Source organism: Paraburkholderia oxyphila NBRC 105797 (genome assembly GCF_000685075.1).
GTDB lineage: Bacteria > Pseudomonadota > Gammaproteobacteria > Burkholderiales > Burkholderiaceae > Paraburkholderia > Paraburkholderia oxyphila.
Genome location: NZ_BAYD01000079.1, coordinates 25308 through 46857, shown reverse-complemented (window position 1 = coordinate 46857; position 21550 = coordinate 25308). Strand labels below are relative to the sequence as shown.

The following is a 21550-nucleotide window of genomic DNA, read 5'->3' as shown; positions in this document are numbered from 1 at the left end:
TGGCTCGACGCGGCGGCGGGCATATTGAGCGGCGTCGCGCAGACCACGTTCGCCTCGGGCGCGCTCCCGGGCCTCGTGCTGCTCGCGGGCCTTGCCTGGTCATCGCGCCGTGCGGCGGCCTACGCGCTCGGCGGCGCGGCGCTCGCGAGCGCCATCGAATATGCGTTCGGCGCACCGCCCGCGAGCTTCGCGGCGGGCCTCTGCGGCTTCAATGGCGCGCTGGCGGCGCTCGCCGCCAGCGCGCTCGGCGCACGTGCCGCAATCTGTGCGACGATGCTTGCCGCGGCACTGCATCTGGCCGCCGTGCGCCTCGGCCTGCCCGCCATGACCGCGCCGTTCGCGCTGGCCGGCTGGACCGTGCATGGCGCATGGCGCCTGATGATGCCGACGTGGTCACGGCCGCGCCAGGCGCCCGCGAGCGGTGAAGCGCCCGACGCGGTCGCCAGCGCCGGGGGCAGCACGCTGCCCACCGAAGCGGCGATGGCTCGCGCGCCGCAAATTGCATCGCCAATCGAGGCCCAAATGAAATCACCGATCGGAACACTAGCCGGGGTGCAAATCGGGGCGCAAACCGAATTGCCAATCGGAGCACAAACCGGAGGACAAACCGGAGCCCCCATCGAAGCGCAAACCGGCGCGCCACTCGGGCAGCAAACCGAGCCGCAACTTGGGTCACGCGCCCGCTCTACCGCCCGCTGAAGGAGCCGTCCATGTCATTCGCCCATCGTCCGGCCAGCGTCACTGACGACGCCACGCCGCCCTCCGCCGCGGAGCAGCAGCTGCGCGTGGACCTTGCCGCCGCCTACCGGCTCATCGCGCTCTATGGCTGGGACGACCTGATCTACACGCACGTCTCCGCCGCCGTGCCCGGCGAGCCCGGCCGCTTCCTGATCAATCCGTTCGGCCTGGCCTTCGACGAGGTATGCGCCTCGAATCTCGTGAAGATCGACACGGAAGGCCGCATCGTCGGCAAGAGCGAGCATCCGGTCAACGCGACCGGTTTCGCGCTGCATGCGGCCGTGCATCTCGCGCGCCCCGACGCCGTGTGCGTGATGCATCTGCACAATACGGCGGGCATCGCTGTCTCGATCCAGCGCGACGGCCTGCTGCCCGCCTCGCAGCACGCGCTGCGTTTCTACGGCCAGCTCGGCTGGCACGACTACGAGGGCCTCGCGTTCACGCCCGCCGAAGGCGCGCGCCTGACCGCGAGCCTCGGCGAGCATCCCGCCATGCTCTTGCGCAACCACGGCACGCTCACCACCGGCCGCACCATCGCTGAGGCGTGGGTGCTCATGGCGACGCTCATCAAGGCCTGCGAGATCCAGCTGCAGGCCCAGGCGGGCGGCGTGCCGCTCGTGATGCCGACGCCCCAGGTCTGCGCGCACACCGCCGAGCAACTGCGCGACGGTGGCGCGATCGAGGGCGTGCTCGAATGGCCCGCGCTGTTGCGCAAGCTCGACCGCATCGACACGTCGTATCGCGACTGAATCCCTTTCATTCCCCCCTGCAAACAAGGAGATCCGTATGCCGACTTTCCACATCGAGATGTTCGAGGGCCGCAGCGTCGAGAAAAAGCGCGAGCTGGCCGCCGCGCTCACCGAGACCACCTGCAAGGTGCTGGGCGTGGATGCCCAATCCGTCGACATCATCTTCACCGACGTGAAGACTGAAAACTGGGCGACGGCCGGCAAGCTGTGGAGCGATCCGCGCTGAGCCTGCCCGCCTCATTAGATCGTCATCCTGACGATTGATCGCGAGGCTTTGCCGCGGCTTCGAGCGCATGCTCCTCCAGACGCCGCGCGGCCTCGCACCCGCCCCGCCGAACCGCCCCCGATTCGATTCGAACGCCTGGGATTTTCGCACCTGGGCGAATTGACGCACCGCACGCGCCATCCCCGCGAATCGCGCCCGATTTGACGCAAATTGACGCAGCGCGCACCTCATGCGCCAAATCAATTCGCAGTGAATCCTTAATCTAAATTGATCACTATCAACGATTTAGCGCACGGTTTCGTCGCTTGACGATTGACTGCTGCGACACGCTGGCGCACGTCGCAGCGCAGCAAAACGCGCCCTGTTCCCCTACGCTTACGTCCATTCGCACGACGCATCGCGCGCGGCGCCCTCACCGCCCGCCGCCGCGCCAGGCCTCGCGCGAAAGCGCTTTTCGCTACGCAAGCACACAGCAGGCACGCACATGCAATCGTCCATCCCCGCATTACAGGCACTCTCGTCGCTATCGGCATTCGACCTGGCCCGGCTGCAATTCGCCTTCACCGTCTCCTTTCACATCGTCTTTCCCGCGCTCTCCATCGGCCTCGCAAGTTTCATCGCGGTGCTCGAAGGCTGCTGGCTCAAGACGCGCAAACCGTTCTACAAGGACCTGTGCCTGTTCTGGTCGAAGATCTTCGCCGTGGCCTTCGGCATGGGCGTCGTCTCGGGCGTGGTCATGAGCTACGAGTTCGGCACCAACTGGGCCGGCTTCTCCTCGTTCGCGGGACCCGTCACCGGTCCGCTGCTCATGTATGAGGTGATGACCGCGTTCTTCCTCGAAGCGGGCTTTCTAGGCATCATGCTGTTCGGCTGGAACCGGGTGAGCCCCCGCGCGCACTTCGGCGCGACGCTGATGGTGGCCATCGGCACGCTCATCTCCACCTTCTGGATTCTCGCTTCGAATAGCTGGATGCAGACGCCGCAAGGCTTCAAGGTAGTCGACGGCCACGTCGTGCCCACCGACTGGTTCAAGATCATCTTCAACCCCTCGTTCCCGTACCGCCTCGCACATATGGCGATCGCCGCGTTCATCGTGGCCGCGCTCGTGGTGGCCGCGACCGGTGCATGGCACCTGCTCAAGGGCCGGCGCGATGCGGCCGTGAAGAAGATGTTCTCGATGGCGCTCGGCCTGCTGCTGGTGCTTGCGCCCGTGCAGGCGCTCGTGGGCGACGCTCACGGCCTGAACACGCGCGAGTATCAACCCGCGAAGATCGCCGCGATCGAAGGTCTGTGGGACACCGAGCAGGGCGGCACCGCGCTCAACCTGTTCGGCATTCCCGACATGCAGGCGGAAACCACGCGCTACGCCGTGAAGATTCCGCACCTCGGCAGCCTGATCCTCACGCATAGCTGGGACGGCGAGATCCAGGGCCTCAAGTCGTTCCCGCCCGCGGAGCGCCCGAACTCGACGCTCCTGTTCTGGACCTTCCGCGTGATGGTGGGTTTAGGCATCCTGATGATCGTTCTTGGGGTGGCCGGCTGGTGGCTGCGCCGGCGCGGCACGCTCTACGAGTCGCGCGCGTTTCAGCGCTTCGCGCTGGCCATGGGCCCGACCGGCTTCATCACGCTGCTCGCGGGCTGGATCACGACCGAAGCGGGCCGCCAGCCATGGGTGGTTTACGGCGTGATGCGCACCTCGCAAGCCGTCTCGCCGCTCACGGCGCAGCAGGTGAGCGTCTCGCTCATGGCCTTTGTCATCGTGTACTTCCTCGTGTTCGGCACGGGCATCTATTACATCCTCAAGCTCATGCGCACCGGCCCTGCGCTGCCAGGCGCCATGCCGGGCACGCAGCCGCCCGCAGCGCGGCCCGCTACGCACCACGATGCGCAGCACGGCATGCCAGTTGCCGGGGCACGGCTCGCGCCGGCTGCGCTTGCCACGAGCCAACCCGCGCGCCGTTCGACGTCCACCGCCGATCAGTTGATCGACGCCTGATCGAGCCATCCCCACGAACCGCAAAAAACCGCACGAACCGCATTCGAAACGAGGCAACGCAAACATGGACGTCACCGTCATCTGGGCCGCGATCATCGCGCTCGGCCTTTTACTCTACGTCGTGCTGGACGGCTTCGATCTGGGCATCGGCATCGTGTTCCCGCTCTTTCCCGACGAAGAAGAGCGCGATCTCATGATGAACACGGTCGCGCCGGTCTGGGACGGCAATGAAACCTGGCTCGTGCTGGGCGGCGCGGGGCTCTTCGCCGTGTTCCCCATCGTCTATTCGACGGTGCTCTCGGCGCTCTATCTGCCGCTCGTGTTCATGCTCGTGTGCCTGATCTTTCGCGGCGTGGCCTTCGAGATCCGCGCGAAGGCCAACCGCACGAAGCATCTGTGGGATCTCGCCTTCATCGGCGGGTCGACGGGCGCGGCGTTCTTCCAGGGCATTGCGCTGGGCGCCTTCCTGCAAGGCATTCCGATGGCCGACGGACGCTTTTCCGGCGACGCCTTCGGCTGGCTCACGCCGTTTTCCCTGCTCTCGGGCTTCGGGCTCGTGGCGACCTATGCGCTGCTCGGCAGCTGCTGGCTCATCGCCAAGACCGAAGGCGACCTGCAGCGCCGCCTGCACAAGCTCGTGTGGCCGCTCACGGTGATGCTGCTCGGCTTCATCGCGCTCGTGAGCGTATGGACGCCGCTGCAAGACCCGCTCATCGCGCAACGCTGGTTCGGCTCGGGTCTGTTCTGGCGGCTCGCGCCCGTGCCGCTGCTCGTGCTCGCGTGCGCCGTGTGGATGCGCTGGGCCGTGCAGTCGCGCCATCACAAGACGCCGTTCGCCGCCGCGCTCGCGCTCGTGCTGCTCGGTTACGTGGGGCTGCTCGTGAGCCTGTGGCCCTATGCGATCCCGCAGCAGCTCACGCTCTGGCAAGCGGCCGCGCCGCGCGAGAGCCAGACCTTCACGCTGGTTGGCGCGTCGTTCATCCTGCCCATCATCGTCGCGTACACGGCGATGAGCTACTGGGTCTTCCGAGGCAAGCTCCGTCATGGCGACACCCATCACTACCACTGAGCCCGGCGCCGCCGGGGCGTCCGCCTCGCGCGCCAAGCGCACGCTGCCCGGCTGGCTCTGGTTCGTGCTGCTCTGGTGCGCCGGCGTGGGTGCGGCAGTCTCGCTCGGCTTCGCGTTCAAGGTCTTCATGAACCTCACGCTCTTCGCCGTCAAATAACGCGCGCTTCCACGCGATGCGTTGCCCGCTCCGCGTTAGACTGTAGGCCGTCTGTAACTCCTGCGATAAAAACCATGCAGCAGATGACCTTTATGGAATGCGTGAAACGCGCGTGGAAAAGCGCCGGGGAAGCGCTCACGCGCATGCCGGCGCTCGTGTTCGGCACCTTCGTGGCCTACGCCGTGCTCGGCTGGCTCGGGCTGGTCGGGCGGCCCGTGCCGGGCGAGGGCGAACTGCCTTCCGCCGGCCTCGTCCTCGCCGCCAACCTGGCATCGATACTGAACGCGTTCGTCTATGTCTGGTTCACGCTGAAGATCTACCGCTTCGTGCTGCTCGACGAACGCACGACGCCACTCATGGCGGCCGGCGCGAAGCCGCTCGCACGCATCGTGGCGCTGGGCCTCGTCATGATGCTCGCGCTGGTGGGCATCGCGGCCGCCCTCTGGCTGGTGCTGCGCCCGCGCCACGAGGGTGGCGTGGCCTTTCTTTCGCTGATCGTCGGCGTGATCTGGGTGTTCATCGGCGTGCGGCTCAGCCTGCTCTATCCGTCGCTCGCCATCGGCGGGCGCTTCGCGCTCGGCGCCGCGTGGCGGGACAGCCGCGGACACTTCTGGAGCCTGCTGGGCGTCTCGTGCGTTGCGGCGCTGCCGCTGCTCGTCTGCGGCGTGCTCGCGCTGCTCGGCCTCGGCATCGCCGGCGTCACGCCCGATACCGTGCAAACGCCCGCGTGGTTCACCGCGCTCGCGATCGGGCAAAGCGTCGTCAACATCGCCTTCGCGATGCTCACGAGCACGGCGCTCGCCTGGCTTTATCGGCGCTATGCGAACGAGCTGGCAAGCGGCGACACTGAGACCGCGCGCGCCCTCTGAGCATCGTCGACGCTCACGTGCCCGGCGCTCACCAGATGCCGGGCACGAACCGGTACTTCACCCGCTCCATATACGCGCGGTAGCCTTGCAGCTCAGCGGCAAGCACGCGCTCTTCCCGCACGGCGCGCCAGCCGATTGCCGCCACCATCAACGGCACGCACGCGAGGCCCCACCATGACCCGAGCATGAGCGGGGTGCCCGCGAGCAGCAGGATCGCAAACGCATACATGGGATGGCGCACGTAGGCATACGGACCGCTGTCGCTCACCGCGTGGCCGCGTTCGCTCTGGATCTTCACGACGGGCGCAGCGTAGCGATTGGCGGCGAACACAACGCGCATCGCGTAGATGCAGAGGAAGATGGCCGCTGCCCCGCATACGTTCAGCCAGAGCGGCACGAGCGACCAGCGATAGCGCATCGCGTCGATGCCGATCAGGCACAGCCACGCGCACCAGCCCACCGAGACCGCCGCCATGAAGACGCGGTCCCAGGCCGCCTGCTCGCGCTGGAACGGCGCGAGACGCTCGGCGAGCAGGCCCGGATCGGTGCGCGCGAGCCACAAGCCGATCCAGCCACTGGTCGCGGCAAATTCGAGCAGCCAGAGCCACGCGGCGGTCCATGCCAGGGTGCCCGCGGAGATGAACAGCAGCGCGCCTTGAAACACCAGCCAGATGAACGTCTGCGTGAACAGACGCTTGACGAGCAGCTTGTCCATCGTGTCCTCCGGTCCCATGCAAGGCTCATCTTGCGCCATGCCTCAACCCATGCCTCAGCGACTGGCGCCCCGCCCTTGCACCCGCGCAAATAGCGCGTCCATGTCGAAGCCCGCCGTATCGAGACCGAAGCGCTCATTCAGGCAGCGCGCGAGTTCCTCTGCACTCCCGATGATATGCTCCGTCGCGTGCTGGCCCCTGGCGTCACGCTCCGAATAGCGGTCATTGAAAAGGATCGCGCGGCTGTCTTCGCGCGCGATGCAGGCGATCAGGTTCTCCGTGAAGAACGATTGCGGCGCCGCCGACGTGTACCAGTTCGCCACTTCGTAATCGACCCACTGCGCGGGCGCGTCGTCGAAGCGATAGACGTCGATCCATTGATTGCCGTCGTACTGCTCGAGCTTCCACTCGCGCTCACCGAGCGGCGTGAGTCGCGCGGGCTCGAGCAGCGTCGCTTGCGCGCCGCGCTCGGCAAACGCCAGCGGCGCGCACAGCGACGCGCTGCCGAAACCGACATCGGCGAGCCAGGCCGTGCCGTCCACGTGCACGCGCAGCAGCATGTGCGTGCGCGGCGTGATCGTGCCGGCCGGACGGCCGAACAGCACGCGTGCGGCCAGTGGCTCGATGCGAAAGCCCAGTTGCATGAGCGCGTGCGCGAGCACCGTGTTGTGCTCGAAGCAGTAGCCGCCGCGCCGCGACGCCACGAGCTTGTTGAAAACGTCGGGCGGCGCCACCGACACGCGCCGCCCGGCAAACGGATCGAGGTTCTCGAAAGCAATCGTGCGCGGATGCAGGCGATGCAGCGCACGCAGCACGTCGAGCGACGCTTTGCGCTCGCCGTCGTAACCGATGCGCGCGAAATAACGATCGAGATCAAAACGGAAATCGAGGTCGGACATGGAGGCGACTCGCTGTTCGAAGGATTCGAAGAGACCCGGAAGGCGGCCTGATGCACCGATGATATTCGAGTTCTTTCTCCATACCGAATACCGCCGAAGCTGACTGATTGTAATCATCCGCATCAAGATAGACAGGTATTAGTAATATTCGCGCTTACGCTCAGTAATTGTTTTGATAATCATTCTCATTTGTGTTGACGATCGTATTCACGATGAGTACGATTGCGCCGTCCTGGAGGCAAATAACTTAAAGCCGCGCGCGTATTGCCTGCGGCGGTGCAAGCCGGCGCACACCGATTCGATCCGGCCAAAAAGAAAGCAATAAGTAAGGAATGCGATGAAATTCAACCGGTCAGCCCATTCGTCTGGACGACGCGCCCCCGCCGTGCGTGGGCTCGCGATGTGGGCCGCTTGCGCTGCTTTCGTGTGCAGCAGCGCGCACGCACAAACGAGCACCAACCCCGACGCGGCCCCCGAGGCGCCCGAAGCGGACCTCGCGATCAAGGCGCAACCGGGTGATTTCTGGACAGGCATCTGGAGCCGCCAGAACCTGCTCGGCGACATGGGCGGCATCCGTCCCTGGCTCGGCAAATATGGCGTGACCTTTCAGCTGACAGAAACGAGCGAGTATCTCGCGAACCTGCGCGGCGGCCTCAACCGCGGCGGCACCTATGACGGCCTGACCACGGCAACGGTCCAGCTGGACACGAGCAAGGCGCTCGGCATTCCTGGCGGCCTCTTCAACATCAGCGCACTGCAGATTCACGGCTCCAATCTGAGCGCACTGAACCTGGGCACGCTGAACACGGCGAGCGGCATCGAAGCGCAGGACACCACGCGCCTGTGGGAGATGTGGTACCAGCAGTCGTTCCTCGACAAGAAAGTCGACGTGAAGATCGGTCAGCAGAGTCTCGACCAGGAATTCATCACGAGCCAGTACGCCGCGCTCTTCGTGAACACGATGTTCGGCTGGCCCGGGCTGCCCTCGTACGACATGCCCTCGGGCGGCCCCGCCTACCCGCTCGCGGGTCTCGGCGTGCGCCTGCGCGGCCAGATCACGCCTTCGCTCACGGGCCTGCTGGGCGTGTTCGACGGCGACCCGCTCGGCAACGATCCGAAAAACCTGAGCGGCACGAACTTCAACTTGCACAACGGCACGATGGTGATCGGCGAGTTGCAGTACTCGATCAACCAGCCAGCCGAAGGCGATCTCGTGAGCGCGGACACGAGCCACGCACTGCCCGGCACCTACAAGCTCGGCTTCTGGTACAACAACGAGTCGTTCGCCGACCAGCGCTACGACAACACCGGCCTCTCGCTCAACAATCCGGCCACGACCGGCATCCCGGCGCAGCATCACGGCGATTACAGCATCTACGCCGTTGCCGACCAGATGGTGTGGCGCCCCGACCCCGACGAGCCGCGCAGCATCGGCGTGTTCGCGCGCGTGATGGGCGCGCCGGGCGACCGCAATCTCGTCGACCTCTCCGCCAACGCGGGCATCGTAATGAAGGCGCCGTTCAAGGGCCGCGACAACGACAGCGTCGGTCTCGCGCTCACCTATATCAAGGTCGGCAACTACGTGCACGACCTCGACATGGACTACCGCACCTTCAATACGGGGCCGTACGGCGTGCGCACGCAGGAAACCACGCTGGAAGCGACCTACCAGTACCAGGTCAACCCGTGGTGGCAGTTGCAGGCCGACGCGCAGTACACCTTCAACGCGGGCGCCGGCCAGAACCCGAGCGACCCGACCCAGCCGCTGCGCAACACCTTCGTGGTGGGCGTGCGTACCAACATTACGTTCTGATCCTGAGCATCATGTCCAACCCCAAGTCCTCACGCGCACTGGCGAACGAAGCCGCAGCGCTCACGCGCGGCGCGGGTGAGGCACGGAGAAATACGATGAACCACGCCACGCGCAAGCTCCTGCTGTGCTCGGCCCATGCCGCCCGCGCGGCAATCGCGCTCGGCGCCGCCGCCCTCCTGGGCGGCGCGCCGCTCGCGGCGCACGCGGACCAGCCGGGCCTGCTCGAAACCATCCACCATCACACCACGCTCATCAACACGGTGCCCGACAACGGCGACCAGAACCCGTACGCGATCTACGTCGCGCCGGTGAGCGCCGGGACCGTGAAGCAAGGCGACGTACTGGTCGACAACTTCAACAACGCCGCGAACCTGCAGGGCACCGGCAGCACCATCGTCGACTATCACCCCGACACCAAGCAGATGTCGCTGTTCGCGACCATTCCGCGCGATCTCAAGGAGTGCCCCGGTGGCGTGGGCCTCTCCACCGCGATGACGATGCTGAAGTCGGGCTGGGTGATCGTCGGCAGCACGCCGAGCAACGACGGCACGACCAACACCAAGGGCGCGGGCTGCCTGATCGTGCTCGACAGCAATGGCAAGATCGCCAAGGCCATCAGCTCGCCGAACATCAATGACCCGTGGGGCAACATGGCCGTGGTCGACAACGGCGACCACGTCACGCTGTTCGTGAGCAACGCGGGCTTCGGCGTGGGCGGCGCGGACGGCGATCCGCCCGTGTTCAAGCAAGCCACGGTGCTGCGCCTCGACCTCGACATTCCGAATGGCCAGGCCCCGGTCGTGAAGAACGAGACGGTGGTGGCGAGCGGCTTCGGTGCGCAGGCCGACAAAGGCGTGTTCCTCGTCGGGCCGACCGGCCTCGCGCTCTCGCCCGACAACAAGCTGCTCTACGTGTCCGACGCGATCGGCAACCGCGTCAACGTGATCGAAGACCCGCTCACGCGCGACACGAGCGCAGGCGTGGGCCGCCAGCTCACCGCCGACGGCATGCTGCACCGCCCGCTCGCGATGATCATGACGCCCCAGAACCATCTGCTCGTGACCAATGCGCTCAACGGCCAGGTCGTCGAGATCGATCCCGCGACGGGCAAGCAGCTCTACGCGCGCTGGATCGACGCCGACAAGGCGCAGACGCCTCCGGGCAATGGTGACCTCTTCGGCATCGCGCTCACTCCGGCGGGCGACGGCTTCTACTATGTCGAAGACGACGTGAACACTCTCGTGCTGGCGAAATAATCATGTCCTCCGATGATTCCCAAAACTGCCCGGCGCGCCCCGCGCGGCGCGGCTTCCTGAAGGCAGGCGGCGCCGCGGTGGCGGCCGGCGCCTCGCTGGGCGCGGGCCTTGCGGCACCGGGCCTCGCGCAGGCTGCCGAAGCCAAGGGCCACGCGCTGCCCGCCGAACCGATGAACGCCGTCGAGCCGTTCTACGGCGAGCACCAGGGCGGCATCGTCACGCCGCAACAGGCGCACACCTATGTGGCGGCGTTCGACCTCACGACCACCTCGCGCGACGATGTGATCAAGCTGCTGCGCCAGTGGACCGAGTCCGCCGCGCGCATGACGCAAGGCCAGAGCGCGGTGGCGCTCGAAGGCGTGAGCGACGACCATCCCGCGCCGGATTCGGGTGATGTGCTCGGACTCGGGCCGGCCGGCCTCACGGTGACGTTCGGCTTCGGCCCCGGCCTGTTCACCTCGGAAGGCAAGGACCGCTACGGCCTCGCGCATCGGCGGCCTGCCGCGCTCGTCGATCTGCCGCGCTTCAACGGCGACCAGCTGATCGCTGAGAAGACCGGCGGCGACCTCTACGTGCAGGCCTGCGCGAACGACGCGCAAGTGGCCTTCCACGCGGTGCGCCAGCTCGCGCGCCAGGGCTACGGCATGCTGCGCATGCGCTGGGGCCAGGCCGGCTTCCTGTCGGGCCCGCGTGGGCAGACGCCGCGCAACCTGATGGGCTTCAAGGACGGCACCAACAATCCGCCCACCAAGGACGCCGCGGCGATGAACCAGTTCGTCTGGGCCACCGCAGCCGACGCGCCCTGGATGCAGGGCGGCACCTATACCGTGGTGCGCCGCATCCGCATCACGCTCGAGCACTGGGACCAGATGCAGTTGGGCTTCCAGGAGCAGGTGTTCGGCCGCCGCAAGTACAGCGGCGCGCCCATCGGCAAGGACAAGGAGTTCGATGCGGTCGACCTGAACGCGCAGGACAAGGACGGCAACCCGCTGATCCCCGATAACTCGCACGTGCGCCTCTCGAACCGCGCCTCGAACAATGGCGCGCAGATCCTGCGCCGCTCGTACTCGTACAACGACAGCACGAACTTCTACATCGAGCGCTGGCCGCCGTGGCGTCAGGAAACCGAATATGATGCGGGTCTCATCTTCGTCGCACACCAGAGCGACCCGCGCACGGGCTTCATTCCGATCAACGAGAAGCTCGCGAAGTTCGACATGATGAACCAGTTCACCACCCACGTGGGCAGCGCGGTCTTCGCGTGCCCGCCGGGTGCGAAGCCGGGCTCGTTCATCGGCGCCGAACTGTTCGAGGCCTGAGAAAGGCCTCCTTTCAGAATCAAACCCGCTTGAATCCAGTTTGAATCCGGATTCAAGCGACAGGAACGGACCCAGACAGATCATGAACCAGACGTTTTTCCGTGCACGCGCCGTTGCCGTTGCGATGGCGCTCGCAGGCGCCCTGCCGCTCGCCGCGCATGCCGCTTCGATCACGCTCTACAGCGCCCAGCACGAGCAGGTGGTGAACCAGCTCGCGAAGGACTTCGAAAAGCAGACCGGCATCGACGTGAAGATCCGCAGCGGCGAAGGCCCGGCGCTTGCCGCGCAGCTCGTGGCCGAAGGCGAGAAGACGCCCGCCGACGTCTACTTCACCGAAAACTCGCCCGAGCTGATGCTGCTCGAAGAAAAGGGCCTGCTCGCACCGGTGCAGAACGCGACGCTCACGCAAGTGCCCGCGCGCTACAACTCGCCGGCCGGCCAGTGGGTTGCCGTGACTGCGCGCCAGGACGTGCTCGCCTATAACACGACGAAGGTGCAGCCCTCGCAACTGCCGCCGTCGATCTTCGATCTCGCCAAGCCCGAGTGGAAGGGCAAGGTCGGCATCGCGCCGAGCGACGCCGACTTTCTGCCGCTCGTGGACGCCGTGCTCGCCGTGAAGGGCGAAGCCGCGACGCTCGCCTGGCTCAAGGGCCTGAAAGACAACGCGCAGATCTTCGACGACGACGAAGGCGTGGTGGCCGCCGTGAATCGCGGCGCCGTGGCGACGGGTATCATCAATAACTATTACTGGGACCGCCTGCACGCGGAGATTGGCGACAAGCAGACGCGCAGCGCTGTTGCGCAATTCGCCGACGGCGACGTGGGTGCGCTCGTGAACGTGTCCGGCGCAGCGGTCACGAAGGCCGCGCACAACCCGGACGGTGCGCAGAAGTTTCTCGCCTACCTCGTGAGCGAGCGCGCACAGAAGCTGATGGCGCAAGGGCATATCAGCTTCGAGTATCCGCTGCGTGCCGGCGTGGCGGGCGACCCCATCAACAAGCCGTTCGATCAACTGAAGCCGCCCGCGCTGACGATCCAGCAGCTCGGCGACGACAGCCAGGCCGGCCGTCTGCTGCGCCAGGCGGGCCTGCTTTAATTTGCAGAGGATGTCTGAGTAAATTGTGAGCGAAGCTGTAACCTCGGCGCAAGCCGTGTCGCAAGGCCCCGACGACGCAGCGAGCAAACGCGCGCGCCGGCGGGCGCCGCGCGCGCTATTTCTCGCCGCGGCACTCGGCCCCGTGCTCGTGCTGTTGCCGCTCGCGCTGACGTTCTGGCGCGCGCTCTCGTTCGGCTTTGCCGATGCGGCCGAGCTCCTGTTCAGGCCGCTCGTTGGCGAGCTGCTCGTCAACACGCTGAGCATCACCGTGAGCGCGACGCTCGCCTCGGCGGTGCTCGGCACCGCGCTCGCCTGGTTCGTCGAGCGCACCGACGTGCCGGGACGCCGCGTGTGGGCCTTGCTCGCCGCCGCGCCGCTGGCGATGCCGGCGTTCATCACGAGCTATGCGTGGGTCTCGCTAAGCCTCGATCTGCAGGACTTTCTGGGCGCGCTCATCGTCATCACGACCGCCTATTTCCCGCTGGTGTATCTGCCCGTGGCCGCCGCGCTGCGCGGGCTCGATCCCGCGCTCGAAGAATGCGCGCGCGCACTCGGCTGCAACCGCTGGACCACCTTCGTGCGCGTGGTGCTGCCGCAATTGCGCCCTGCCCTGCTCGGCTCGATGCTGCTGGTCGCGCTGGGCGTGCTCTCCGAATTCGGCGCCTTCACGCTGCTGCGCTTTCGCACCTTCACCACCGAAATCTACGCGGAATACCGCACGAGCTTCGATAGCGGCGGCGCCTCGCTGCTCGCCTGCGTGCTGATCGTGCTGTGTCTCGTATGCCTCGTACTCGAGTTCCGCGTGCGCGGACGCGCGCGTTACGAGCGCGTCGATCGCGGCACGCGGCGCGCGGGCGTGCGCCACGCGCTCGGCCGCTGGCGCTGGCCCGTCGCGGCGGGCTTCGCCGCGCTCAACGTGGGCACGCTCGGCGTGCCGCTCGGGATGATCGGCTATTGGCTCACGCAGCCCGGCGCCGCCGCGATCACGCCCGCCGAGGTCTCGCCAGAACTGCTGTTCTCGACCACGTTGGCGTCGCTGCGGCTCGGGCTCATCGCCGCCGCCTTCACGACGCTGCTCGCGCTGCCGCTCGCCTACCTGCTCGCACGCTTCCCGGGCCGCGCGGCCACCTTTCTCGAGCGCACCACGTTCATCGCGCAAGGCGTGCCGGGCCTCGTCATCGCGCTCGCCATCGTCTCGCTCGCCGTGCGCGCGCTCGAACCGCTTTACCAGGGCACCACGCTCCTGATCGTCGCCTACGCGATCCTGTTCCTGCCGCTCGCGCTCGTGAGCGTGCGCGCGGCCTTGCTGCAGGCGCAGCAGCGGCTCGAAGAAACTGCGCGTTCGCTCGGCCTCGGCTGGTTCGCCACGCTGCGCCGTGTCGTGCTGCCGCTCGCGGGGCCGGGTCTCGGCGCGGCCGCCTCGATGGTATTCATCTCGGTCGTGACCGAGCTGAACGCGACGCTGCTGCTCGCGCCCATCGGCACGCAAACGCTCGCCACCCAGGTCTGGTCCGATACCTCGACGCTCGCGTTCGCCGCCGCCGCGCCCTATGCGGCGCTGCTCACCGCGCTCTCGCTCGCGGCCTCGGGCCTGCTGTTCGCGTTCGCGGGCAAGTCCGCGCTCGCCGCGCACGCTTCCGGACCGATGCCCGCGTCCGACGATGAAGCGCCGCCCGCCGACGCATCCTGATTGTTTCGCCCCCGTTCAGCCCGCTACGTCCATGAGCACACTTCGCATTTCCGGCCTCTCCAAGTCCTTCGACGGCCATCCGGTGCTGCACGACGTCCACCTCACGGTGAACTCGGGCACGCTGGTCGCGCTGCTCGGCCCCTCGGGCAGCGGCAAGACCACGCTGCTGCGCCTGTTGTGCGGCTTCGAGCGCGCCGATAGCGGCACGATCGAGATCGGCGGCAAACGTGTGACCGGCGAGTCGCTGCATCTGCCCGCGGAGCAGCGGCAGATCGGCTACGTGCCGCAGGAAGGCGCGCTGTTTCCACACTTGAGCGTGGCCGAGAACATCGCTTTCGGACTGCCGCGCTCGCAGCGCCGCGCGCAGCATCGCGTGGCCGAGCTGCTGGAGCTCGTGGGTCTGCCGCATTCCTATGCGAATCGCGCACCGCAGCAGCTCTCGGGCGGGCAACAGCAACGCGTGGCGCTCGCGCGTGCACTGGCGCCGTCGCCGCGGCTCGTGATGCTCGACGAGCCGTTCTCGTCGCTCGACGCCGCGCTACGCGTGGAAACGCGCGAAGCCGTGGCGCGCGCGCTCGCGGCTGCGGGCGCAACTGCCGTGCTGGTCACGCACGACCAGGCCGAAGCGCTCTCGCTCGGCCATGAAGTGGCCGTGCTGTGGCGCGGGCGCCTCGTGCAGACGGCGGCGCCGCAAACGCTCTACCGTCGCCCGGTCACACGCGAGCTTGCGGCGTTCGTCGGCGAAGCGGTGCTCCTGCCTGGGCGCGTCGCGGGCGGCGAGGCGCATTGCGTGCTTGGCAGGCTGCCGCTGGCCGAAGGCATGCGGCCCGAGGACGGCGAAGTCGACGTGATGCTGCGCCCCGAGCAGATCGATGTGCTTCCCCAACTCACGGCACACGACGGTGCCCTCGATGCACTCGTGCGTGATGTCACCTTCCAGGGGCAGGATGCGGCGCTCACGCTCGAGCTTGCCGGCACGCCCACGACGCTGCGCGCCCGCGTGCCTGGCTATCGCACCCCACGCCCCGGTGAGCGCGTGCGCATTGCCGTGGGTGGCGAAGTCAGCGTTTATCCTCGATAAAAAGCGCGCCGGCTACAGCCGCTGACGCCGCACCGAGAGATCCTGCACCATCTGTTGTACGAAGTAATCGCAGGTCGGCCGGTTCGATTTCACGCTGCGCGCAACGATGATCTCGAGCGGCTCGATCTTCGGCAGCCCCTGGGCCTCGCCAAGAATTTCGAAGCGCGCCGGCACGCTGCAGCGCGTGAGCGCCACCACCGCGATGCCCGCCTCCACGGTCGCCATCAGCCCCAGCAGGCTCGCGCTGCTATAGGCCGCGCGATAGCGAATGCGCGCCGCATCGAGCGCCGCCACCGTATGCGCGCGCGCCACGCTCCCATGCTCGTAGAGACCCACCGGCAACGGCGACATCGAGAGCGGCGCCGGATCGTCGGGCGAGCCCACCCACACCATGTCCTCGCTGCGGACGTATTCGCCACGCAACTTCTTGTCGCGCGTGACGAAGGCAACGTCGATCTTGTTGTCCGCCAGCATCGGCCCGAGCGCCACGCTCTGCGCGCACACGATCTCGATCTCCACGTGTGGATAGAGCGTCGAAAAGCGCCTGAGTACCGGAGAAAGCAGCGCAGCCATGTAGTCGTCGGGCGCGCCCAGCACCACGCGCCCCGTCACCTCGGGCCGCACCAGCGCCGACCAGGCCTCTTCCTGCAGATCGAGCGCGCGCCGCGCATATTCGAGCAGCGTATTGCCGGGCCGCGTGAGCGCGAGATTGCGCGTGTCGCGCGTGAACAGCGTGGTGCCGAGCATCTGCTCGAGCCGCTTGATCTGCATGCTCACGGCTGCCTGCGAGCGATGCACGGACACGGCCGCCTTCGTGAAGCTGCCCGCGTCCGCGACGGCCGCGAAAGTGCGCAACAGGTCGAGGTCGAACTCGGGATTCATGATTCATAAGCGCCGTTGATGGAATTCTTCAATTTAATTCGTTTGCCGCTACCCCGCAACTGACGAATACTGAGCCGGTTTTCAACACGCTTTCTATCCACGGATTCGAGCCATGCAATCCGAACTCCACACCGGCCGCCGCGAGGGCGTCGTCATGCTCGCGGGCGGCGGGCTCCTGATGGGCACGATCGGCATCTTCGTCGAAGAGGCGCGCCTGGGCGCGCTCACGCTCGTGTTCTTCCGCTGCTTCTTCGGCATGCTCGCGCTCGCCGGCTATTGCGCGTGGAAGGGCTGGCTCACCGGAAGCCAGATCAAGCGCCAGTTCACGCGCCGCACGTTCGCGCTCGCGTTCATCTCGGGCGTGCTGATGGTCACGCAGTGGGTGGGCTTCTTCGATTCGATTCATCGCACGAGCATCGCGGTCGCGACGGTAGTGTTTCATGTGCAGCCGTTCTGGGTCGTGCTGATGGGCGCGGCGCTCTTTCATGAACGACTGGGCGCCGACCGGCTCGGCTGGATCGCGATTGCTTTCGTGGGCCTCGTGTTCGCCTCGGGCGTGCTCGCCGAAAGCCATGTCGCGGACCATCCGCGTTATCTGATCGGTCTGGCCGAGGCGCTGGGCGGCTCCGTGCTCTATGCGAGCGTCACGCTGATCGCGAAGAGCCTGCGCGAGTTCCGTCCGCATCTGCTCACGCTCACGCAATGCGCAGTGGGCACGATCTGTCTGCCGCTCATCGCCCCGTTCGTCGCGCCGCTCGAATTCGCGCATATCGCGCCCGCGCAATGGGGCTGGCTCGTCGGCATGGGCGTGCTGCACACGGGGCTGTCCTATGTGCTCATTTATGGCGCGCTGCCCAGGCTCACCACGCCTGTAATCGCCGTGCTGCTGTTCATCTATCCGCTTACGGCCATCGCCGTCGATGCCATCGTCTACGGCCGCGCACTGAGCGTGCCGCAGCTCGCGGGCATGGTGCTGATCGTGACGGCGAGCCTCGGCGTGAATCTCGGCTGGCGCCTCTTGCCGATGGGCCTCGCGCTCAGGCGGCGCTAGGGCGCGCCGCCCAAGGCGGTCGAAGGGGTGAAGGGACGATTCGAAACGCGCCTCACGAGGGCAGCGTCTCGCCTTTCGTCTCCGGTGCGAACGGAATGATCAGCAAGCCGAGCACGAACGCCAGCGCCGTGAGCGCGACCGGCACACCCAGCGTGTGCATATGCAGCACGGCCGCGCCCAGCAGGAAGTTCACGCCCGCCCCCACGAAGCGCCCGAACGAAGTGCAAAACGCAAATGCCGTGGCCCGCACGCGCGTTTCGAACTGCTCGGGCAGCCAAAGGCTGAAGAGCGCGAAGTTGCCGCCGAAAAAGCCCAGCACGAACAGGATCGCAATGAACGGCACAAGCCCGTTCTCGAGGTAGTAGGCCCAGCCGAAGCTCGCCGCAATCGTGACGGCCATGCCGGCGAAATAGACCGCGAGCGTCCACTTGCGCCCGATGCGCTCGGCCATTGGCGGCAGCGCGAGGCAGCCGAGTATCGTGCCGATGGAAAGGATGCCGGTCGCGATCGAAGCGGTGCGGATGGCCTCGGCCTTGTTCGCGCCCGCGCGGGTTGCGAGCTGGATCACGGCGGAAGGCTCGTACACGGCGCCCGCCCACAGGCCGATGATCGCGATCGTCAAGAGCGCGCACGCCACCACGGTGCGACGGCGATAAGCACTGCCGAAGATCTCGCGCAGCGGGTGGCCGCGGTGCACGTGGCTCGCCTCGGAGCGCTGCCATTTGGCGGGCTCTTCCACGCGCGTGAGCACGAGAATGGCAACCACCACCGGAATCGCGCCCGTGAGGAACATCGCGCGCCAGCCGAAGTGCACGCCCACCGTGTAGTTGAGCGCCGCGGCGATGAAGAAGCCCGCGTAGTAGCCGGTCTGCAAATAGCCGGCCCCCATCTTGCGGCGATCCTCTGGCCACGACTCGGCCACGTAGGTGCCCGCGAGCGCCCATTCGCCGCCGATGCCCACGCCCGCCAGGAAGCGGTAGAAGCCGAGTGCCCAGACACTCTGCGCGGTGGCCGAGAGCCCCGTGAAGATCGCGAACATGAAGATCGTGCCCGCCAGCACGCGGGTGCGGCCGAAGCGGTCCGCCATCGGCCCCCAGATGAATGACAGGCCCCACCCCACCAGAAAGAGCGCGAACAGGATCGAGCCCGCGAGGCCGATGTTCGCGGGCGTCGCCGCGTAGCCCGAGCGTGGCAGCAGCTCGGCGAGCGCCGGCGTGAGCACGAGCGCGTAAATGAACGAGTCCATGCCGTCGAGCGTCCAGCCCGCCCAGGCGCCCCAGAAACCTGCGATCTGCGAGCGGTTGAGCGGCGTCTTCTGGGCGCGCTGCGCGGCCCCGGTGATCGAATTCATAGGCTCCTCTCTCCTGTCTTGGGGTTTCCGAGACTTTCAAAGTCATCGTTTTATATATAATATGTGATCTCATGAGCTACGCAACGAATGGTTTTCCCCTGGAAGGCAGCGCCATGGACGCCTCACAACCTGCACCGCACGCGTTGCCGGGCCTGCCGGCCGCGGCGGCGCCGCGCACCAGCACGTCGCGCATGATCGCGGACGCCTTGCGCACCGCCATCGTCGAGGGCACGCTCGCGCCCAACGCCCCGCTGCGCCAGGACGCGATCGCGCGCCACTTCTCGGTGAGCGCGATTCCCGTGCGCGAGGCGCTGCGCCAGCTCGCGAGCGAAGGCTGGGCGCGCATCGAGGTCAACAAGGGCGCGAGCGTCGCCTCGCTCTCGCGCGACGAAGCGCGCGAGATCTACGAGATCCGCTCCGCGCTGGAGAGCCTCGCGCTCGGCCTCGCGATTCCGAATCACACGGACGCCTCGCTGCGCGAAGTGAGCGCGCTGGCCGCCGCCGCGACGCGCGAACGCGACCCGTCGCTCTATGTAGCGCGCAACGAGGCCTTCCATATGAGCCTCTACGCGCCCGCCGGCCGGCCGCAATTGATGGAGATGCTCGCCACCCTGCATCGCCGCGGCGAACGCTATCTGCGCCTGAAATTCGGCTTTCCCGCCTACAAGGGCGAATCGGATGCCGAGCACGCCGAGATCCTCGACGCCGTGAAGCGGCGCGACATCCCCGCCGCGCAGGCGCTCGTGGCCGAGCACCTGCTGGGCACGGGCGAATTGATCTATCGTTTCCTGACCGAGCTTGCAGCGGCGCAGCCCGTCGCCAAAAAACGGCGGGCCCGCGCTGCTTCTCCCGCCGCTGCTTCCGCCTCTCCCGCAACACCCCGCTCACGGAGCCGAACTCCCGATGAAGCCTCAAGCTGAAACGCCCACTTCGCCCGACCTCGTCAACCCGGCCCCGCGCTCGTGGACCACGCGCCGCGATGAAAAGGCCCGGCGCCTCGCCGCCATTGCCGGCTGGCTCGAAGACGGCATCCTGCCTGCCGCACGCATGACTGAAGCGCTGGAGCTGCTGATCCGCCCAGGCGACCGCGTCGCCCTCGAAGGCGACAACCAGAAGCAGGCCGACTTCCTCTCGCGCTCGCTCGCCAAGGCCGATCCCGCGAAGCTCAACAACGTTCATCTGCTGATTTCGAGCATCAGCCGCCCCGAGCATCTGACGCTGTTCGAGCGCGGCATCGCGCACCGCGTGGACTTCTCGTTCGCCGGCCCGCAGAGCCTGCGCGTCGCGCAACTGCTCGAAGACGGCCGGCTCGAAGTGGGCGCGATCCACACTTACGTGGAGCTTTACGCGCGCATGTTCGTCGACCTGATTCCGCAGGTCGCGCTGCTGTGCGCGGAAAAAGCCGACCGTCACGGCAATCTCTACACGGGCCCGAACACCGAGGACACGCCGACGATTGCCGAAGCCGCGGCCTTCAGCCAGGGCATCGTGATCGTTCAGGTGAACGAAATCGTTGACGAGCTGCCGCGCGTGGACATTCCGGGCTCGTGGGTGGACGTGGTCGTGCAGGCCGACCGGCCCTTCGCGGTCGAGCCGCTGTTCACGCGCGATCCGCGCCATATCGGCGACCTGCAGGTGCTCACCGCGATGATGACCATCAAGGGCATCTACGCGCCTTACAACATTACTTCGCTCAATCACGGCATTGGCTTCGACACCGCGGCGATCGAGCTGCTGCTGCCCACTTACGGCGCATCGCTCGGCCTCAAGGGCAAGATCTGCCGCAACTGGACGCTCAATCCGCATCCCACGCTGATTCCCGCCATCGAGTCGGGCTGGGTCGAGAGCGTGCACTGCTTCGGCAGCGAAGTGGGCATGGAGGCGTATGTCGCCGCGCGCCCCGACGTGTTCTTCACCGGCAGCGACGGCAGCCTGCGCTCGAACCGCGTGCTGTGCCAGCTCGCGGGGCAGTACGGCGTCGATCTGTTCATTGGCTCGACGCTGCAGATCGACGCCGACGCGAACTCGTCCACCGTCACGCGCGGGCGTCTTGCCGGCTTCGGCGGTGCGCCGAACATGGGTCACGATCCGCGCGGGCGCCGCCACGCGAGCGACGCGTGGCTCAAGCTGCTCAAGGCGAGCGACCCGCAATCGCAGATTGCGCGTGGCCACAAGCTCGTCGTGCAACTCGTGGAAACGTGGAAGAAAGGCGGCGAGCCGACCTTCGTCGACGAACTCGACGCCATTGCCGTGGGCGAAAAGAGCGGCATGCCCATCGCGCCCGTGATGATCTACGGCGACGACGTGAGCCACGTCGTGACCGAGGAAGGCATCGCGCACCTGCACCGCGCGGAAGGTATCGACGAGCGGCGGGCCACGCTCGCGGCCGTTGCGGGCGTGACGCCCATCGGCCTGCGCGCCAAGCGCGAGAAAACCGAAGAACTGCGCCGCCGCGGCATCGTTCAGTTTCCCGAAGATCTCGGCATCCGCCGCGGCGACGCGAAACGCTCGCTGCTCGCGGCGCGCAGCATCGACGATCTCGTGACGTGGTCGGGCGGGCTCTATACGCCGCCGGCGCGCTTCCGCAGCTGGTAA

The 21550-nt window shown here is 67.0% G+C and carries 20 protein-coding genes; 16 read left to right on the top strand and 4 right to left on the bottom strand.

The genetic code is table 11. The features are described 5' to 3' along the window. The 7 genes from BO1_RS54000 to BO1_RS34810 form a co-directional block, all read left to right on the top strand. Positions 1-699, top strand: a 699-nt coding sequence (locus tag BO1_RS54000) for an urea transporter (RefSeq protein WP_167338420.1), incomplete at its 5' end; no start/stop codon positions are given. An 11-nt stretch (positions 700-710) separates the two neighbouring features. Continuing rightward, a complete protein-coding gene (locus tag BO1_RS34840) occupies positions 711-1487 on the top strand; it encodes a class II aldolase/adducin family protein (RefSeq protein ID WP_028221521.1) in 777 nt (258 codons plus the stop codon). A gap of 37 nt (positions 1488-1524) precedes the next feature. After that, positions 1525-1713 (top strand): 4-oxalocrotonate tautomerase, encoded by a 189-nt coding sequence (locus tag BO1_RS34835; RefSeq protein ID WP_028221520.1) that lies wholly within the window; start codon positions 1525-1527, stop codon positions 1711-1713. Positions 1714-2197: 484 nt separating this feature from the next. Beyond that, on the top strand, positions 2198-3709 hold the full coding sequence (locus BO1_RS34825) for a cytochrome ubiquinol oxidase subunit I (protein ID WP_028221519.1): 1512 nt from the start codon (positions 2198-2200) through the stop codon (positions 3707-3709). Between the two features lie 64 nt (positions 3710-3773). Beyond that, the gene (gene cydB, locus BO1_RS34820; protein WP_028221518.1) at positions 3774-4778 is read left to right on the top strand and encodes a cytochrome d ubiquinol oxidase subunit II; all 1005 of its coding nucleotides are present in this window, start codon (positions 3774-3776) and stop codon (positions 4776-4778) included. Beyond that, positions 4753-4935: a hypothetical protein gene (locus BO1_RS34815; RefSeq protein ID WP_028221517.1), complete on the top strand. Its 183-nt coding sequence runs from the start codon at positions 4753-4755 to the stop codon at positions 4933-4935. The genes cydB and BO1_RS34815 overlap by 26 nt, the downstream gene beginning before the upstream one ends. A 74-nt stretch (positions 4936-5009) precedes the next feature. Next, positions 5010-5804, top strand: coding sequence for a hypothetical protein (locus BO1_RS34810; RefSeq protein WP_028221516.1), 795 nt, complete (start codon positions 5010-5012; stop codon positions 5802-5804). Positions 5805-5832: 28 nt separating this feature from the next. Here BO1_RS34810 and BO1_RS34805 read toward each other — a convergent pair whose 3' ends face one another. Together BO1_RS34805 and BO1_RS34800 are read right to left on the bottom strand one after the other, a co-directional pair. Further along, positions 5833-6519 (bottom strand): methyltransferase family protein, encoded by a 687-nt coding sequence (locus BO1_RS34805; protein WP_043287836.1) that lies wholly within the window; start codon positions 6517-6519, stop codon positions 5833-5835. Positions 6520-6573: 54 nt separating this feature from the next. Beyond that, on the bottom strand, positions 6574-7416 hold the full coding sequence (locus BO1_RS34800; protein WP_028221514.1) for an arylamine N-acetyltransferase family protein: 843 nt from the start codon (positions 7414-7416) through the stop codon (positions 6574-6576). A 337-nt stretch (positions 7417-7753) separates the two neighbouring features. On the opposite strand from BO1_RS34800, the gene BO1_RS34795 reads away from it, so the two are divergent. The 6 genes from BO1_RS34795 (at position 7754) to BO1_RS34770 (ending at position 15671) form a co-directional block, all read left to right on the top strand. Beyond that, the gene (locus BO1_RS34795) at positions 7754-9229 is read left to right on the top strand and encodes a carbohydrate porin (protein ID WP_028221513.1); all 1476 of its coding nucleotides are present in this window, start codon (positions 7754-7756) and stop codon (positions 9227-9229) included. A gap of 95 nt (positions 9230-9324) precedes the next feature. Then, positions 9325-10485 (top strand): NHL repeat-containing protein, encoded by a 1161-nt coding sequence (locus tag BO1_RS34790; protein WP_043287834.1) that lies wholly within the window; start codon positions 9325-9327, stop codon positions 10483-10485. Between the two features lie 2 nt (positions 10486-10487). Further along, on the top strand, positions 10488-11804 hold the full coding sequence (efeB, locus tag BO1_RS34785; protein ID WP_028221511.1) for an iron uptake transporter deferrochelatase/peroxidase subunit: 1317 nt from the start codon (positions 10488-10490) through the stop codon (positions 11802-11804). A gap of 124 nt (positions 11805-11928) precedes the next feature. After that, positions 11929-12900, top strand: coding sequence for an iron ABC transporter substrate-binding protein (locus BO1_RS34780; protein ID WP_407670037.1), 972 nt, complete (start codon positions 11929-11931; stop codon positions 12898-12900). Between the two features lie 25 nt (positions 12901-12925). Continuing rightward, positions 12926-14590 carry an ABC transporter permease gene (locus tag BO1_RS53995; RefSeq protein ID WP_043287832.1) on the top strand — a complete coding sequence of 555 codons (1665 nt, stop codon included), beginning with the start codon at positions 12926-12928 and terminating at the stop codon, positions 14588-14590. A 31-nt stretch (positions 14591-14621) separates the two neighbouring features. Then, positions 14622-15671, top strand: a complete 1050-nt coding sequence (locus tag BO1_RS34770) for an ABC transporter ATP-binding protein (RefSeq protein WP_028221509.1) — start codon at positions 14622-14624, stop codon at positions 15669-15671. Positions 15672-15683: 12 nt separating this feature from the next. On the opposite strand, the gene BO1_RS34765 is transcribed toward BO1_RS34770, so the two are convergent. After that, positions 15684-16553: a LysR substrate-binding domain-containing protein gene (locus BO1_RS34765; protein WP_028221508.1), complete on the bottom strand. Its 870-nt coding sequence runs from the start codon at positions 16551-16553 to the stop codon at positions 15684-15686. A 112-nt stretch (positions 16554-16665) separates the two neighbouring features. Here BO1_RS34765 and BO1_RS34760 point away from each other — a divergent pair, with 112 nt between their 5' ends. Next, on the top strand, positions 16666-17604 hold the full coding sequence (locus BO1_RS34760; RefSeq protein WP_043287830.1) for a DMT family transporter: 939 nt from the start codon (positions 16666-16668) through the stop codon (positions 17602-17604). 52 nt (positions 17605-17656) lie between these two features. Here the strand turns inward: BO1_RS34760 and BO1_RS34755 are convergent, their stop codons facing one another. Beyond that, entirely contained in the window at positions 17657-18955 is a 1299-nt protein-coding gene (locus tag BO1_RS34755; protein ID WP_028221506.1) for an MFS transporter, read from the bottom strand. A 71-nt stretch (positions 18956-19026) separates the two neighbouring features. On the opposite strand from BO1_RS34755, the gene BO1_RS53990 reads away from it, so the two are divergent. Together BO1_RS53990 and mdcA are read left to right on the top strand one after the other, a co-directional pair. Then, on the top strand, positions 19027-19875 hold the full coding sequence (locus BO1_RS53990) for a GntR family transcriptional regulator (protein ID WP_084688430.1): 849 nt from the start codon (positions 19027-19029) through the stop codon (positions 19873-19875). Further along, positions 19859-21550 carry a malonate decarboxylase subunit alpha gene (mdcA, locus tag BO1_RS34745; RefSeq protein ID WP_028221505.1) on the top strand — a complete coding sequence of 564 codons (1692 nt, stop codon included), beginning with the start codon at positions 19859-19861 and terminating at the stop codon, positions 21548-21550. The genes BO1_RS53990 and mdcA overlap by 17 nt, the downstream gene beginning before the upstream one ends.

Excerpts from the sequence above, each read along its gene's own strand:
- mdcA (WP_028221505.1), top strand. The coding sequence starts at position 19,859 with ATGAAGCCTCAAGCTGAAACGCCCACTTCGCCCGACCTCGTCAACCCG.
- BO1_RS34825 (WP_028221519.1), top strand. The coding sequence starts at position 2,198 with ATGCAATCGTCCATCCCCGCATTACAGGCACTCTCGTCGCTATCGGCA.
- BO1_RS34810 (WP_028221516.1), top strand. The coding sequence starts at position 5,010 with ATGCAGCAGATGACCTTTATGGAATGCGTGAAACGCGCGTGGAAAAGC.
- efeB (WP_028221511.1), top strand. The coding sequence starts at position 10,488 with ATGTCCTCCGATGATTCCCAAAACTGCCCGGCGCGCCCCGCGCGGCGC.
- BO1_RS34760 (WP_043287830.1), top strand. The coding sequence starts at position 16,666 with ATGCAATCCGAACTCCACACCGGCCGCCGCGAGGGCGTCGTCATGCTC.
- cydB (WP_028221518.1), top strand. The coding sequence starts at position 3,774 with ATGGACGTCACCGTCATCTGGGCCGCGATCATCGCGCTCGGCCTTTTA.
- BO1_RS34800 (WP_028221514.1), bottom strand. The coding sequence starts at position 7,416 with ATGTCCGACCTCGATTTCCGTTTTGATCTCGATCGTTATTTCGCGCGC.
- BO1_RS34840 (WP_028221521.1), top strand. The coding sequence starts at position 711 with ATGTCATTCGCCCATCGTCCGGCCAGCGTCACTGACGACGCCACGCCG.
- BO1_RS34770 (WP_028221509.1), top strand. The coding sequence starts at position 14,622 with ATGAGCACACTTCGCATTTCCGGCCTCTCCAAGTCCTTCGACGGCCAT.
- BO1_RS34755 (WP_028221506.1), bottom strand. The coding sequence starts at position 18,955 with ATGAATTCGATCACCGGGGCCGCGCAGCGCGCCCAGAAGACGCCGCTC.
- BO1_RS34780 (WP_407670037.1), top strand. The coding sequence starts at position 11,929 with ATGGCGCTCGCAGGCGCCCTGCCGCTCGCCGCGCATGCCGCTTCGATC.
- BO1_RS34815 (WP_028221517.1), top strand. The coding sequence starts at position 4,753 with ATGGCGACACCCATCACTACCACTGAGCCCGGCGCCGCCGGGGCGTCC.
- BO1_RS53990 (WP_084688430.1), top strand. The coding sequence starts at position 19,027 with ATGAGCTACGCAACGAATGGTTTTCCCCTGGAAGGCAGCGCCATGGAC.
- BO1_RS34765 (WP_028221508.1), bottom strand. The coding sequence starts at position 16,553 with ATGAATCCCGAGTTCGACCTCGACCTGTTGCGCACTTTCGCGGCCGTC.
- BO1_RS34795 (WP_028221513.1), top strand. The coding sequence starts at position 7,754 with ATGAAATTCAACCGGTCAGCCCATTCGTCTGGACGACGCGCCCCCGCC.
- BO1_RS34805 (WP_043287836.1), bottom strand. The coding sequence starts at position 6,519 with ATGGACAAGCTGCTCGTCAAGCGTCTGTTCACGCAGACGTTCATCTGG.
- BO1_RS34835 (WP_028221520.1), top strand. The coding sequence starts at position 1,525 with ATGCCGACTTTCCACATCGAGATGTTCGAGGGCCGCAGCGTCGAGAAA.
- BO1_RS34790 (WP_043287834.1), top strand. The coding sequence starts at position 9,325 with ATGAACCACGCCACGCGCAAGCTCCTGCTGTGCTCGGCCCATGCCGCC.